Raw genomic sequence first — 14,076 nt, 5'->3', positions numbered from 1 at the left:
AGAACAGGCTAATGGGTAGGTTCACCCGCATCGGGTACAGGATTGGCACCTCGTTCACCCCCGACGATGATGAGTCAGATGACTGCCCAGGCACTGTCCCCCACGCTGTCCGCCGATGAACTCGAGTTGATCGACGCCTACTGGCGCGCCGCGAACTACCTGTCCGTCGGCCAGATCTATCTACTGGACAATCCGCTGCTGCGGGAGCCTCTGGCCCCCGAGCACGTCAAGCCGCGCCTGCTCGGCCACTGGGGAACGACGCCCGGCCTCAACCTGGTCTACGCGCACCTGAACCGCGTCATCCGGGAACGCGACGCCAACGTCATCTACATCACCGGCCCCGGCCACGGCGGTCCGGGGCTGGTGGCGAACGCATACCTGGAAGGCACCTACAGCGAGGTGTATTCGGCGATCTCCGAGGATGCCGACGGGATGCGAAAACTGTTCCGCCAGTTCTCCTTTCCCGGCGGCATCCCCAGCCATGTCGCCGCCGAGACCCCCGGCTCGATCCACGAGGGCGGTGAACTGGGCTACGCGCTCGTGCACGCGTACGGCGCGGCGTTCGACAACCCCGATCTGGTGGTCGCCTGTGTGGTGGGCGACGGCGAGGCAGAGACCGGTCCGCTCGCGGCCAGTTGGCACTCGAACAAGTTCCTCAACCCCGTCACCGACGGTGCAGTGCTGCCGATCCTGCATCTGAACAGCTACAAGATCGCCAACCCGACGGTGCTCGCGCGGATACCGCAGGAGGAACTCGAGTCGCTGATGTTCGGCTGTGGCTACCGGCCGATCACAGTGGCCGGAGACGATCCCGCCAACGTGCATCAGCAGCTGGCCACGGCATTCGACGAGGCCTTCGATCAGATCGCCGCGATCCAGCGCGCCGCTCGCCTGGACCGCGAACCCGGCCGCCCGCTGTGGCCGATGATCGTGCTGCGCACCCCGAAGGGTTGGACGGGTCCCCGTGAGGTCGACGGCAAGAAGGTGGAGGGCACGTGGCGCTCGCACCAGGTTCCGCTGTCGGGAACCCACACCAACCCTGAACACCGCACCCAGCTCGAGGCGTGGCTGCGCAGCTACCGCCCCGAAGAGTTGTTCGACGACGACGGTGCGCTGCGGCCCGAACTGCGCGCGATCGCCCCTCGCGGACAGCGCCGGATGAGCGCCAACCCGCACGCCAACGGTGGGGTCCTGCTCAAAGACCTGGACCTGCCGCCGTTCACCGACTACGCCGTCCCGGTCGACAAACCGGCCTCCGAATCGGCCGAGGCGACGCGGGTGCTCGGCACGTTCCTGCGCGACGTCATCACCCGCAACCCGGACCGGTTCCGGCTGATGGGTCCCGACGAGACCGCATCCAACCGGCTGGCGGCCACCCTCGAGGCCACCAACAAGGCCTGGATGGCCGAGCTCACGCCCGACGACGAGAACCTCGGCCCCGAGGGCCGGGTGATGGAGGTGCTCTCCGAACACCTCTGCCAGGGCTGGCTCGAGGGTTACCTGCTGAGCGGCAGGCACGGGCTGTTCAACTGCTACGAGGCGTTCGTCCACATCGTCGACTCGATGCTCAATCAGCACGCCAAATGGCTCAACAGCAGCCGGGAGCTGTCCTGGCGCGCGCCGATCGCATCGCTGAATTACCTTCTGACGTCCCATGTCTGGCGCCAGGACCACAACGGCGCATCGCACCAGGATCCCGGGTTCATCGACCACGTCGCCAACAAGCGTCCCGAGGTCGTCCGGGTGTACCTTCCGCCGGACGCGAACACGCTGCTGTCGGTTGCCGATCACTGCCTGCGCAGCCGCCACTACGTCAACGTGATCGTCGCTGGGAAGCAACCGGCGCTGACGTACCTGGACATGGACTCGGCGATTGCCCACTGCACCCGCGGCCTCGGGATCTGGGACTGGGCGAGCAACGCCGCAGGCGACCCGGACGTGGTGCTCGCCTGCGCCGGTGACATCCCGACGCTGGAGACCGTGGCCGCCGCCGACATTCTCCGCCGGCGGCTCCCCGACCTCGGTGTGCGGGTGGTCAACGTCGTCGACATCATGCGGTTGCAGCCCGAGTCCGAACATCCGCACGGCCTGTCCCAGCGCGATTTCGACTCGATCTTCACCAAGGACAAGCCGATCATCTTCGCCTATCACGGCTATCCCTGGCTGATCCATCGCCTGACCTACCGTCACACCAACCACGCGCAGCTGCACGTGCGCGGATTCAAGGAGCGCGGCACGACGACCACGCCGTTCGACATGGTGATGCTCAACGACCTCGACCGCTTCCACCTGGTGATGGACGTCATCGACCGGGTCGAGGGACTGGGCAGCAGCGCGGCGGTGCTGCGCCAGGAGATGGCCGACGCCCGCCTTGCGGCCCGGCGCTACACCCGCGAGCACGGGGAGGATGATCCGGCGATCTCGGAGTGGACGTGGGACCCGGATTACCGGGGGCCGTCGCTGTCGCAGGAAACCCTCAGCGAGCACGATCGCTAGACTGGATTTTCGTGTCCGACCAAGCCGTGCTAGCCGACCGCCCGCATCCGCTGGTCGGACAACTTTCGGCACTGCACCACTTCCGCACCTACGTCGACATCGCGGTGGTCGTGGTGGTCTTGGCGCTGACGAACCTGATCGCACACTTCACCACGCCGTGGGCCAGCGTGGCGACGGTTCCGGCCGCCGCGGTGGGCCTTCTCATCCTGGTCCGGTCGCGTGGCCTCGGGTGGGCAGAACTCGGGCTGGGCCGCGAACACTGGAAGTCCGGGACCGGCTACGCCATCGGCGCCGTTGGGTTGGTTCTGTCGGTCATCGCGATCGGCGCGCTGCTGCCGTGGACCCGACCGATGTTCATGAACAACAACTACGCGACGATCTCGGGCGCCCTCATCGCGTCGATGGTCATCATCCCGCTGCAGACCGTGATCCCCGAGGAGCTCGCCTTCCGGGGCGTGCTGCACGGTGCGCTCAACCGCGCGTGGGGTTTCCGCGGTGTCGCCGCGGGCGGCTCGCTGTTGTTCGGCCTCTGGCACATCGCCACCTCCCTGGGCCTGACAAGCAGCAACGTCGGATTCACCCGCATCTTCGGCGGCGGTCTTTTGGGCACGGTTGCCGGGGTGACGCTGGCGGTGTTCGCCACTGGCGTCGCGGGCTTCGTCTTCACCTGGCTGCGCCGGCGCAGCGGCAGCCTGATCGCACCGATTGCCCTGCACTGGTCGCTCAACGGGCTCGGCGCGCTGGCCGCGGCCTTGGTGTGGCACCTGAGCTGACGTCAGTGCGACGCGCGCTTGCGGGCGCGGAACTCCCTGTTCTTGAGCTTGTTGCCGCAGGTCGCCATGCTGCACCACGTGCCGCCGTGGTTACGGGAGCGGTCATAGAACGCCCACTGGCAGTCCTCGTTGGCGCACGCCTTGAGCAGCGACCAGGTGCCGTCGCGCTGCGCGTCGTGGATCGCCAGCAGCAGTTCGGTCATGCGGTCGTGCAACGACGTGCCCACTGCAGAAAGCCGCACCCGACCGAGGTCGTCGAGGTCGGCGCGCGCGGCGCCGCCCGCCGCGGCGCGCAGCGGGGCCAGTGCCTCAGCCGTCGGTGGCGGGCCGCCCGCATTGTGGACGAGCATCGCGCGCAGGGCCTCGCGCACTCCGCGCAGGACCTCGAGGTCAGAGGCGTCGATGGTCTCCTCTGCATCGAGCAGACCGTGCTCGCGCAGCCACGGGTGCGCATCGTGCGGATCGGCGAGCCGATCGGGCCCCGAAGGTAACTCCGCCGTGTTGACCAGGCTCTGGATGAGGGCCAACCGCGGCGGTGCCGGCTTGGTCTCCTGATCGCCGAGCCACTGCGTAGTCATATAGGCAGCCTAGCTTTTCATGACCGCTATTTCAACTTGACTGGTCATGCGTGACCGTTATAAATTGTTTAGCGGTCACACCATCCGCTTCCAACCCGAGGATCGAAATGTCGGACACCCAGAATTCGCAGACGCTCTTGACCCGTTCGACGGCCGCCGGCGACACCACCACACCGGCGCCGTCACTTCGGGCGCGGATGGCGGCGAGGCTGCGGGCGACCAAGTTCGACCGGTTGGCGGCCGTCGGCGGCGCACCCGCGGGCGGTGCGTACGCCGCGCACTGTGCCCGGCTGACGTCGACCGCCGAACGTGAGGCGGTGGCCCGATCGTTGCGGCGTATCGTGCGCGACGCCCGCGGGCGCGGCCCGTTGATGTCGTCGCGGGTGCCGTTGCACACGTCGAACATCGCCGCCGCCGAAGATCTGATCGACGAAATCACGTTGCGCCTGCACTCCCCCCGGCCCGTCGGCGCGCGGGGTATGGCGCGGCTGCGCCTGCTGCTCGCGGACGGCACCGGCCCCCTATACCGGTATGGCCGTGGGGATCTCGAGGGCCGGCTGCGCGCAGCGCTGGCCGAGCTCTAGACGACCAGGACGGCGGCCCCCGAGACGCGGCCGGTCGCGAGGTCGTCCAGCGCGGTATCCGCGCGGTCGAGCGGATATGGCGGGCTCGTCACGTCGATGTGGTGGTCGCCCGCGAACGCCAGAAAAGCGCGGGCGTCGGCGCGCGTGTTGGCGGTGACCGACCTGACCTGACGCTCCTGGAACAGGTGGCGCTGATAGTTCAGCGTCGGGATGTCGGAGAGGTGGATGCCCGCGATCGCCAGCGTGCCACCGCGATCGAGCGCCTCGAGCGCGGGCAGGACGAGCTCGCCGACGGGCGCGAAGAGGATCGCGGCATCGAGGGCGACGGGCGGGCGATCGTCGGCACCTTGGGCCGAGGCCGCGCCGAGGCCCAGCGCGAGATCTCGCGCCTTCTCCCCGCGGGTCATGACGTGCACCTCGGCGCCTTGGGCGATCGCCACCTGAGCCGTCAGGTGCGCACTGCCGCCGAAGCCGTAGATCCCCAACCGTCCACCCGGCGGCAGGTCCGCGCGCATCAGCGCGCGATAGCCGATGATGCCCGCGCACAACAGCGGCGCCAGCTCGGTGTCGGAATAGCCGTCCGGTAGTGGAAGCGCGTATGCCGCTGGGACAGTGGTGAATTCGGCATATCCGCCGTCGGCGTCCCAGCCCGTGTAGCGCGACTCCGGGCAGAGGTTCTCGTCTCCTCTGGCGCAGTACCGGCACCGCCCACAGGTGTGGCGCAACCACGCGATGCCGACGCGGTCGCCGACGGAGAACTCCGCACCCGCGCCCTCCCCCACCTCGACGACCTCGCCGACCACCTCGTGTCCCGGCACCACCTGCGGCCGGTGCACCGGCAGGTCGCCCTCGGCGACATGAAGATCGGTACGGCACACGCCACATGCGCGCACCGCAACCAGAAGTTCGCCCGCCGCCGGGGTCGGGATCTCGACCTGCACGCGGTGCAGGGGCTTGGTGTCGATCGGGCCGGGACGTCCAACCTGCCAGGCGGTCATCGTGGAGGTGCTCACCACGACATCGTCGCCCCGCCGTGGGGGGCGCACCACCCCGTGAGGAAGATCTCAGCACCTTCCCTTAACAAACACATACCGTGGAATCGATAGACCTACTAAAGGAATGTCGAATGCGGTGCCGGCCATCGGCGCTGTGAGGAGAAGGTGAGGAATGAAATCAGTTGTCGCACTGGCGATCGGATCGTTAGTGGCCGGCGGCGTCGCTCTTGCCGCCCCAGCCAACGCGGGTTGTCAGTCGGGTTGGACGCCATGGGGCGGCGGACAAATTTGTGACAGCCCGATCGCGGCGGACGGTAGCTTTCAGCGCTGCCAGTCGGTGGGTGTTCTCGGCTTCGGCGGCAATCTCCCGTGCTTCACGGTGAACGTGAACAACCTGAACGGTCAGCCGCCGTGGGTGGGGCCGTAAAAGGGCTGACGATCACGTCAAATTCCCCTGTTTCCGAGGCCCTGGCAGTCCTAGACTCCGGAGACAAGGGTCGGGGAACGATCCGAGGGGAGAGCCCGCATGCCAGGCATCAATCATCGGTGGGCGGCCGCAGTGCCGATTGCGCTCATTCCGTTCGGGTCAGCGGTTGTCTCGCCTCCCGGGCTCGCCACGGCCGCGGAGTGCGGGCCGGGGACGGTCTACGACGCGCTTTCGAATACGTGCGTCGTTGCGGCGCCCGCTCCGCCGCCGCCACCCCCACCGCCGCCACCGCCGGCGTGGAACGGGGACGTCACGCCCTACTTCTCCGTCGGGGTGTGCGTGCCGATTCCGGTTCCTTTCGCGCCGTCGGTGTGCGCGAGCGTTTAGCGCTGCGCGCGAGCGCGGGGTGACAGACGCCCGCGCAGTGAGCGGCTGCCGCCGAACTCCCCGCGCGGGACGTCAAGGTACGCCCGGCTTCTGTCAGGCCGGGGGCGTCATCCCCGGCGCGTTCTCCGGCGCGACCGGGACGGGCACGCCGACCGCGGGCGGGGGCGGCGGTGCGTTCGGATCTGCCGGCGGGGGCGGCGGTGCATTCGGATCTGCCGGCGGAGCCGCGGGCGCGTTCGGGTCAGCGGGCGGAGCCGCCGGGGCCGCGGGCGCGGTGTACGGCCGGATCGAGTTGGCCAGCGTGACGGCTTCTTCCTTGGGCACAGGGTTGTTCGCGGTGCCGAGCCAGACGACGAACCACCGCTCGGGGGTGCGCTGACCGCGCGGCGTGCCGGGTTCGACCGGATTGCCGACGACACCGGCCCAGATCTGACCGTTCGGCTTGTTCGTGTCGGTGAACTTCACCTCGTAGTACGACGCGACGCCCGGCATGCCGTCGGCGTTGAGTTCGACGGTCTCATGATTGATCCGGGTGCCGGGGAACGGCATGAAGAACTCGCCCATGTCGGACGCCAACCGCTGGGCGGCCTTGGTGTTGTCCGTCTCTGCCCCAGCGAAGAGCTTCAGGTCGAGCCGTCCGAGCAGAATGCTTGTGTCATTGGGTGGTTCGGCGCCTTCGGGCGCGATCTTGGTCAGCAGGGCCTGGCCGTAGGACAGCTGCGTCGAGTCCGCGACCTTCCAGCCCGCCGGCACGACATAACTCATGCCGCCCGCGGCCGAGTCCACCCTGCCGGCGTCGCCGGGCGCAGGGGCCGGCGCGTTCGGATCGCCCGGCGGCGGGGCCGGCGCGTTCGGATCGGCAGGCGCGGGTACGGGGGCGCCGGGCGCCGGTGCGGGGGCCGGAGCTCCCGGCGCGGGCGCCGGGGCGCCAGGGGCAGGTGCGGGCGCAGGCGCTCCCGGGGCCGGAGGCGGCGGCGGTCCCTGCAGGAAGGTGTTACCCGTCGGCGGCGGAGGCGGCGGCGCGGGTGTCGGCTCGGGCTGCGCCTGGGCCACCGTCGGCAGCGCCAGCGCCAGCGCCGTCGCCCCGGTCAACGCCGCGGCCGCCAAGGTCCTCGAGAGCCCCGTGCGCGGGGAGGTAATCGCATCCGGCTGATCCATGGGGAAGAAACTACCGTGTTACCGCCGTGACGCAAGTGTGAATTGCTAAGAATGTGCTTAATTGTGGCATAGCTGGGAACCTGAAAGGCCGTGATAGCTACGGTAGACATGATTTGCTGGCACCGTGGCATCCCCGCGCGTGCCGCGAGGTGGCCGAACCGCTGTCGGCGCCGGTGATTCGACTGTGTTTCGCACCGGCTCCGGTATCTGTTACTGGGCTGGATGCACGGCGACCTCTTGGGCCTTGACCGCGAAGATCACCCGTTCGCCGGGAGCGAGCCGCAGTTCGGCCGCGGAGTCCGCGGTGATGTCAGCGGCGATGCCGGGACCGCCGTCGGGCTGCTCCTCGGCCCGTACCCGGATGGCCGGGCCGCGGCCGTCGAGTTCGGCAACGGTCACCTCGACGGTGTTGCGGGGGCTGCCGTGCGGCCGTTCGCGGTACACCGCGACCGCCGCCGGGTGGAACAGCGCCACCGCGGGCCGGCCCGCCTCCACGTCCGATGCCACGTTCCCGTGCCACGCGGCACCCCACTCGGTGACCAGGGCGCCGGCGCGGTCCGCCGTGCCGCGTACCAGGTTGACCCCCGCCAGCCGCGCTCCGAAGCCGCTTCGCGGAGAGGCTAATACCGTTGCGGCGGAGCCGCTTTCGACGATGCGACCGGATTCGATCACCACCACCCGATCAGCGAGCGTGACCACGTCGAGCAGGTCGTGCGTCACCATCACCGCCGACCGTCCGTCGCGCGCGAGCACCCTGCGCAGCACCTTGCGGATCGCGGCGGCCGCCGTCACGTCGAGGCCGGCCAACGGCTCGTCGAGCAACAGCACGTCGGGTTCGGCGGCCAGGGCGCGCGCCAGCGCAACGCGCTGCGCCTCACCGCCCGACAGTTCGCGCGGCCTGCGGCCGGCCAGGCCCGCCGCGTCGACCTCGGCGAGCCAGTGCTCGGGCCGCGTGCTGCCGGGCGGGAAGGCGACGTTGGCGGCGACGTCGAGATGCGGAAACAGCAGCGGATCCTGCAGAAGTAGCCCCACGCGACGGTCGTGGGTCGCGACGTGGACTCCGGCCGCGGTGTCGGTGAGCACCCGTTGCCCCACCCGCACGACGCCGTCGTCGGGCCGTATCAGCCCCGCGATGACGTGCAGGACCGTCGACTTGCCCGCGCCGTTGGGGCCGAGCACGGCCAGCACCTCGCCGGCGGCCACGTCGAACGCGACGTCTACCCCGCGCCGATCGACCACCGCGCGCAGGCTGATGCCGGTCACGGTGCACTCCACGCGCTGCCGCCCCGCAACCGTCGACTTCCCAAGCCCAGCACCACGACCGCGGCCACCAGCACCAGTAGCAGCGACAGCGCAACCGCCGCGTCGGGGTCGCTCTCGCGCTGCAGGTAGATCTCCAGCGGCAGGGTGCGGGTGACGCCCTCGCGGGACCCTGCGAACGTCAGCGTCGCCCCGAACTCGCCGAGTGCCCGGGCGAACGCCAGCACGGCGCCGGACACCAAACCCGGTGTCAGCAGCGGGAGCGTCACGCGCCACCACACCCGCGACGGCCGGGCCCCGAGCGTGGCGGCGACGGTCTCGTAACCGGTCCCGGCGGTGCGCGCGGCCCCTTCGAGCGCGATGACCAGGAAGGGCAGCGACACGAACGTCTGCGCGAGGACGACGGCGGTCGTCGTGAACGCGATCTGTATGCCGGCCGCCTGCAGATACTCGCCGATCAGGCCGAGGCGGCCGAACGCGTACAGCAGCGCGATCCCACCCACCACCGGCGGCAACACCAGCGGGAGCAGGATCAGCGGTCGGGCGGCCCGCACCAGGCGGCTGTCGCTGCGCGCGAGCACCAGCGCCATCGGCACGCCGAGCACAAGGCACAGCACGGTGCTGGCCGTCGCGGTACGCAGGCTCAGCAGCAGCGCGGCGACCGAGGACTCGCTGGTGATGAGCGCCGCGATGTTCGGCCAGTCGACCCTGGTCCCAATCGCGACGAGCGGCACCACGACGAACAGCGCGCCCGCCGCGGCGGGCAGATAGAGCCAGCGCGGCAGACCAGCCGGATTACTCAACGGCCTCCCACCTCACAGGCCAAACCCTATGGGACATGGCCCTGCGCGCCGGTTTCGTGCTGTAGCTACTGTCCAGTAACATTGCGGGGAATCGCTGGGTCAGCGTCGAACACTTCAGGGAGGTCCTCGCGATGGAGGTGCTCGTCACCGCAGGTGACACCGATCTGGGTCGCACGATCGCCGAAGGCTTCCGGGATGCCGGTCACCGCGTCGTGATCGCGGGCGCCCGCCGCGACGAGCTCGAAGTCGCCGCCAAGGAACTCGACGTCGACGCGATCGTGCTCGACAACACCGATCCCGACAGCCTGGAAGCGGCGCGATCGCAGTTCCCCCACCACCTCGACACGATCGTCAACGTGCCCGCGCCCGGTTGGGACGGCGGAGATCCGCGCACCTACTCGCTGTCCGACCTGGCCAGGGCGTGGCGTGCGGCGCTGGATTCGACCGTGGTGTCGGCGGTGCTGACGGTGCAGATCCTCGGCGACCACCTGCGCTCGGGCGGTTCGATCGTCAATGTGGTCCCGGAGAACCCGGCCGTGGGCAGCGCGGACGCGGCGATCAAGGCCGCGCTCGCCGACTGGACCGCCGGGCAGGCGGAGCATTTCGGCACGCGCGGCATCACCGTCAACGCGGTGGCGTCCGGCCGCAGCGCCGAGCCCGGTTACGAGGGCCTGTCACGCACGCCTCCGCCGGTCGCCGACGAGATCGCGCGCCTGGCCCTGTTCCTCACCACGCCGGCGGCGCGCCACATCACCGGGCAGATCCTGCACGTCAGCAAGGGTGCGCTCGCAAACTTCGGCTGATTATTCCGGTGTTCGCCCGGAGCTAAACGGGGTGACCGCTCCGCTTAGGTGTGGTTACGTGCTCCCATGACCATCAAACTCGGACTCCAGATCCCGAACTTTTCGTACGGCACCGGCGTCGCGGAGATCTTCCCCACCGTGATCGCGCAGGCGCAGGAAGCCGAGGCCGCCGGCTTCGACTCGGTCTTCGTGATGGACCACTTCTACCAACTGCCCGGGCTCGGTACGCCGGACCAGCCCATGCTCGAGGCGTACACGGCGCTGGGCGGCCTGGCCGCCGCGACCGAACGCGTCCAGCTCGGGACCCTCGTCACCGGCAACACCTACCGCAACCCGACCCTGTTGGCGAAGGCGATCACGACGTTGGACGTGATCAGCCAGGGCCGCGCGATTCTCGGCATCGGCACCGGCTGGTACGAGCTCGAACACGACAGCCTCGGATACGAATTCGGCACCTTCACCGACCGTTTCAACAAACTCGGCGAGGCGCTGCAGATCATCCTGCCGATGCTCGAGGGTGATCGGCCGACGTTCGAGGGCAAGTACTACCGGGCCAAGGAGGCGATGGCCGAGCCGCGCTTCCGCGACCACATCCCGCTGATGATCGGCGGCAGCGGTGAGAAGAAGACCATTCCCTTGGCGGCCAGGCACTTCGACCACCTCAACATCATCGCCGGGTTCGACGAGCTGCCGCGCAAGGTGCAGGTGGTCAAGGAGCGCTGCGAGGAGATCGGCCGCGACCCGGCGACCCTCGAGACCAGCATGCTCGTCGTCGCGATCATCGACGAGAACATCACGGGCGACGTCATCCCCGACGACTACAAGCAGCAAGCCGTCTTCGGCAGCGCCGAGCAGGTCGCCGAGCAGATCAAGACGAAGGTGCTCGACGCCGGGGTCAACGGCGTGATCCTGAGCCCGGTGACGAGCCTCAACGGATACCAGCCGGGCGGCGTCACGGCGGTTGCCGAGGCGCTCCGACCCGCGCTCGGCCTGTAATCGAAGCCGGGGGCGGGCGATAAGGGGGTTTCCCGGGTGGGATATAACACAGCAAACCTGTTCCCCGATCCGGTGTTCAGGCGACTACCGTTACGGGTAGAGAACTGCACGTGGAAGCACCGTCGAGGAGCCCAATATGAGCCATCCCGGAGCCACTGCATCTGATCGGCACAAGGTCGTCATCATCGGGTCAGGGTTCGGCGGGTTGACCGCTGCCAAGAAGCTCAAGCGGGCCGACGTCGACGTCAAGCTGATCGCCAAGACCACCCACCACCTGTTCCAGCCGCTGCTGTACCAGGTGGCGACCGGCATCATTCCCTCGGGCGAGATCGCGCCGCCGACGCGGATGATCCTGCGCAAGCAGAAGAACTGCCAGGTGCTGCTCGGCGACGTCACTCACATCGATCTGGCCAATCGGACGGTCAAGTCGGAGCTGCTGGGCCATACCTACGTCACGCCGTACGACACGCTCATCGTCGCCGCCGGCGCGGGTCAGTCCTATTTCGGAAACGATCACTTCGCCGAGTGGGCGCCGGGCATGAAGTCCATCGACGACGCACTCGAATTGCGTGCGCGCATCCTCAGCGCCTTCGAGCAGGCGGAGCGGTCGAGCGACCCGGCCCGGCGCGAGAAGCTGTTGACGTTCACCGTGGTCGGCGCCGGCCCGACCGGAGTCGAAATGGCCGGGCAGATCGCCGAATTGGCCGATCACACGCTCAAAGGCGCGTTCCGCCACATCGATTCGACGACCGCGCGGGTGATCCTGCTCGATGCGGCGCCTGCGGTGCTGCCCCCGATGGGTGAGAAGCTCGGCAAGAAGGCCCAGACGCGGCTGGAGAAGATGGGCGTCGACATCCAACTCGGGGCAATGGTCACCGACGTCGACCGCAACGGCATCACGGTCAAGGACTCCGACGGCACGATCCGGCGGATCGAATCCGCGACGAAGGTGTGGTCGGCGGGCGTGGCCGCCAGCCCGCTGGGCCGCGACCTCGCCGAACAGTCCGAGGCCGAGGTCGACCGGGCCGGTCGCGTGCTGGTGCAACCCGATCTGACGCTGCCCGGACATCCGAACGTGTTCGTGGTGGGCGATATGGCGCACGTCGAGGGCGTTCCCGGACAGGCGCAGGGCGCGATCCAGGGCGGCAGGTACGCCGCCAACGCGATCAGGGCCGAACTCAAGGGCGCCGATCCCAGCCAGCGCGAGCCGTTCCAGTACTTCGACAAGGGCTCGATGGCCACGGTGTCGCGGTTCTCGGCGGTCGCCAAGATCGGCCCGCTGGAGTTCGGCGGGTTCATCGCCTGGCTGGCCTGGCTGGTGCTGCACCTCGTCTACCTGGTCGGCTTCCGGCGCAAGATCACCACGCTGCTGCACTGGACGGTGACGTTCCTGTCGACGCAGCGCGGCAACCTCACCATCACCGAACAGCAGGCCTACGCCCGCACCCGGATCGAAGAACTCGAAGAGATCGCCGCCGGGGTGCGCGACACCGAGAAGGTCGCCGGCTAGAGCCGCGGACCCTGCCAGGTCGTCAGGCAACCGCCCGCGGCCAACGCCAGCGGCGTGCCGGTGGTTTCGGTGTCGACGCCGGGATAGCTCAGTTCGCTGATCGCGGCCATAGGTGTGTCGATCTCGTCGTCGGCGACCGATCCCCTGCCGAGTTCGATGCGGTGACGCAGCAGCGGTGTGCCGTCGACGTCGGCGTGCAGCGAGCCCGACCAGAACCCCTGCCGCTCACCGGATCTGCCGATCTGCACCCGTTCACGCAACTTCACGCGCCCGGAGGCGCCGAGCTCGAGCCGAATCGAGCTGTGGTGCCGCGAGGCCGCGGCCACCACCGTGGGTTCGGGGTCGAGGTCCAGCTCGCCGGCCACGTCGAGATCCCAGATCGCATGAGAGTCAGGAGTTTCCGCACCCGGCAGCGCTACCGTCGCCGCAGCGGTGCGTATCCGCAGCCGAGCGTCGGGTTCCACGACGACGCGGAAATGCAGCACGTCTCCCCCCAGCGGCGTCGCCGCCGCCGACACCAGGTGGACGGTGTCGGGCCCGGTGAGCCGTGCCGCCAGCCCACCGGTGTATTCGATGCGCGGCCGACGGTCGCGGCGCGCGACGATCAGCACCTCGGATCGCACTAGACCGGCACCCGCAACTGTTCGCGCACCCAGTTCAGCACCGGGGAGGCCGCGGGATCGTCGGTCAGCGAGATCATCACGAAGGGCCGCTCACCGCGCACGGCCGCCGCGTCGCGGCGCATCACGTCGAGGTTCGCCCCGACCATCGGGGCGAGATCGGTCTTGTTGATCACCAACAGGTCCGAGTAGGTCACCCCGGGCCCGCCCTTGCGGGGGACCTTGTCGCCGCCGGCCACATCGACGACGAAGATCTGGACGTCGACCAGACCCGACGAGAACGTCGCGGTGAGGTTGTCGCCGCCGGATTCGACGAGGATCAGGTCCAACCGGTCGTTTCCGGCGATCAGGTCGTCGATCGCATCGAGGTTGGCGGTGATGTCGTCGCGGATCGCGGTGTGCGGACACCCGCCCGTCTGTACCGCCGCGATCCGCTCGTCGGGCAACACGGCGTGGCGGCGCAGGAAGTCGGCGTCCTCGGTGGTGTAGATGTCGTTGGTCAGCACCGCCAGCGACAGTTCCTCGCGAAGCTGCCGGCACAGCGCGGCGACCAGTGCGGTCTTACCCGATCCGACCGGACCGCCGACGCCGATGCGCAGTGGTTCTCCCGGTTGGCGCGAACGCCTGGGCCGCTCGACATGGTGGTGCGGCTCGCCGTCGATGAAATGCGGTGGCATGACGTCCTT

General features: G+C 69.0%; 15 protein-coding genes. 8 read left to right on the top strand and 7 right to left on the bottom strand.

Annotated features, from left to right (window positions below; all coding sequences use genetic code 11):
- Nucleotides 1-78: 78 nt before the first annotated feature.
- Both A5752_RS05280 and A5752_RS05275 read left to right on the top strand, forming a co-directional pair.
- On the top strand, nt 79-2,496 hold the full coding sequence (locus A5752_RS05280; protein ID WP_067083167.1) for a phosphoketolase family protein: 2,418 nt from the start codon (nt 79-81) through the stop codon (nt 2,494-2,496).
- A gap of 11 nt (nt 2,497-2,507) precedes the next feature.
- Nucleotides 2,508-3,269, top strand: a complete 762-nt coding sequence (locus A5752_RS05275) for a CPBP family intramembrane glutamic endopeptidase (RefSeq protein WP_067083057.1) — start codon at nt 2,508-2,510, stop codon at nt 3,267-3,269.
- A gap of 2 nt (nt 3,270-3,271) precedes the next feature.
- Here A5752_RS05275 and A5752_RS05270 read toward each other — a convergent pair whose 3' ends face one another.
- Complete coding sequence (locus tag A5752_RS05270) at nt 3,272-3,847, bottom strand: CGNR zinc finger domain-containing protein (RefSeq protein ID WP_067083055.1); 576 nt, start codon at nt 3,845-3,847, stop codon at nt 3,272-3,274.
- 107 nt (nt 3,848-3,954) lie between these two features.
- On the opposite strand from A5752_RS05270, the gene A5752_RS05265 reads away from it, so the two are divergent.
- Nucleotides 3,955-4,431 (top strand): hypothetical protein, encoded by a 477-nt coding sequence (locus A5752_RS05265; RefSeq protein ID WP_067083053.1) that lies wholly within the window; start codon nt 3,955-3,957, stop codon nt 4,429-4,431.
- Here A5752_RS05265 and A5752_RS05260 read toward each other — a convergent pair.
- Entirely contained in the window at nt 4,428-5,429 is a 1,002-nt protein-coding gene (locus A5752_RS05260; RefSeq protein WP_502686670.1) for a zinc-binding alcohol dehydrogenase family protein, read from the bottom strand. The genes A5752_RS05265 and A5752_RS05260 overlap by 4 nt on opposite strands.
- 169 nt (nt 5,430-5,598) lie before the next feature.
- On the opposite strand from A5752_RS05260, the gene A5752_RS27910 reads away from it, so the two are divergent.
- Both A5752_RS27910 and A5752_RS27005 read left to right on the top strand, forming a co-directional pair.
- A complete protein-coding gene (locus tag A5752_RS27910) occupies nt 5,599-5,853 on the top strand; it encodes a CDGP domain-containing protein (RefSeq protein ID WP_067083051.1) in 255 nt (84 codons plus the stop codon).
- A gap of 99 nt (nt 5,854-5,952) precedes the next feature.
- Nucleotides 5,953-6,240, top strand: a complete 288-nt coding sequence (locus A5752_RS27005; protein WP_082963753.1) for a hypothetical protein — start codon at nt 5,953-5,955, stop codon at nt 6,238-6,240.
- A 93-nt stretch (nt 6,241-6,333) separates the two neighbouring features.
- Here the strand turns inward: A5752_RS27005 and A5752_RS05250 are convergent, their stop codons facing one another.
- The 3 genes from A5752_RS05250 to A5752_RS05240 all read right to left on the bottom strand — a co-directional run bounded on the left by A5752_RS05250 (nt 6,334) and on the right by A5752_RS05240 (nt 9,461).
- On the bottom strand, nt 6,334-7,398 hold the full coding sequence (locus tag A5752_RS05250; protein ID WP_067083049.1) for an APA family fibronectin-binding glycoprotein: 1,065 nt from the start codon (nt 7,396-7,398) through the stop codon (nt 6,334-6,336).
- 210 nt (nt 7,399-7,608) lie between these two features.
- A complete protein-coding gene (locus A5752_RS05245; protein WP_067083163.1) occupies nt 7,609-8,661 on the bottom strand; it encodes a sulfate/molybdate ABC transporter ATP-binding protein in 1,053 nt (350 codons plus the stop codon).
- Complete coding sequence (locus A5752_RS05240; protein ID WP_067083047.1) at nt 8,658-9,461, bottom strand: ABC transporter permease; 804 nt, start codon at nt 9,459-9,461, stop codon at nt 8,658-8,660. The genes A5752_RS05245 and A5752_RS05240 overlap by 4 nt, the downstream gene beginning before the upstream one ends.
- Nucleotides 9,462-9,592: 131 nt before the next feature.
- Here A5752_RS05240 and A5752_RS05235 point away from each other — a divergent pair, with 131 nt between their 5' ends.
- The 3 genes from A5752_RS05235 (at nt 9,593) to A5752_RS05225 (ending at nt 12,770) form a co-directional block, all read left to right on the top strand.
- Nucleotides 9,593-10,264 (top strand): SDR family oxidoreductase, encoded by a 672-nt coding sequence (locus A5752_RS05235; protein WP_067083045.1) that lies wholly within the window; start codon nt 9,593-9,595, stop codon nt 10,262-10,264.
- A 66-nt stretch (nt 10,265-10,330) separates the two neighbouring features.
- Entirely contained in the window at nt 10,331-11,260 is a 930-nt protein-coding gene (locus tag A5752_RS05230; protein ID WP_067083042.1) for an LLM class F420-dependent oxidoreductase, read from the top strand.
- Nucleotides 11,261-11,396: 136 nt separating this feature from the next.
- The gene (locus tag A5752_RS05225; RefSeq protein ID WP_067083040.1) at nt 11,397-12,770 is read left to right on the top strand and encodes an NAD(P)/FAD-dependent oxidoreductase; all 1,374 of its coding nucleotides are present in this window, start codon (nt 11,397-11,399) and stop codon (nt 12,768-12,770) included.
- Here the strand turns inward: A5752_RS05225 and A5752_RS05220 are convergent.
- Together A5752_RS05220 and ureG are read right to left on the bottom strand one after the other, a co-directional pair.
- Entirely contained in the window at nt 12,767-13,393 is a 627-nt protein-coding gene (locus tag A5752_RS05220; protein ID WP_067083038.1) for an urease accessory protein UreD, read from the bottom strand. The genes A5752_RS05225 and A5752_RS05220 overlap by 4 nt on opposite strands.
- Nucleotides 13,393-14,067 (bottom strand): urease accessory protein UreG, encoded by a 675-nt coding sequence (ureG, locus tag A5752_RS05215; protein ID WP_067083036.1) that lies wholly within the window; start codon nt 14,065-14,067, stop codon nt 13,393-13,395. Before ureG ends, A5752_RS05220 begins: the two co-directional genes overlap by 1 nt.
- Between the last annotated feature and the right edge of the window lie 9 nt (nt 14,068-14,076).

It is taken from the genome of Mycobacterium sp. 852002-51961_SCH5331710 (assembly GCF_001665535.1).
Lineage (GTDB): Bacteria > Actinomycetota > Actinomycetes > Mycobacteriales > Mycobacteriaceae > Mycobacterium.
Note: the sequence above shows the minus strand (reverse complement) of the source record. Positions and strands in the feature narration are given on the sequence as shown.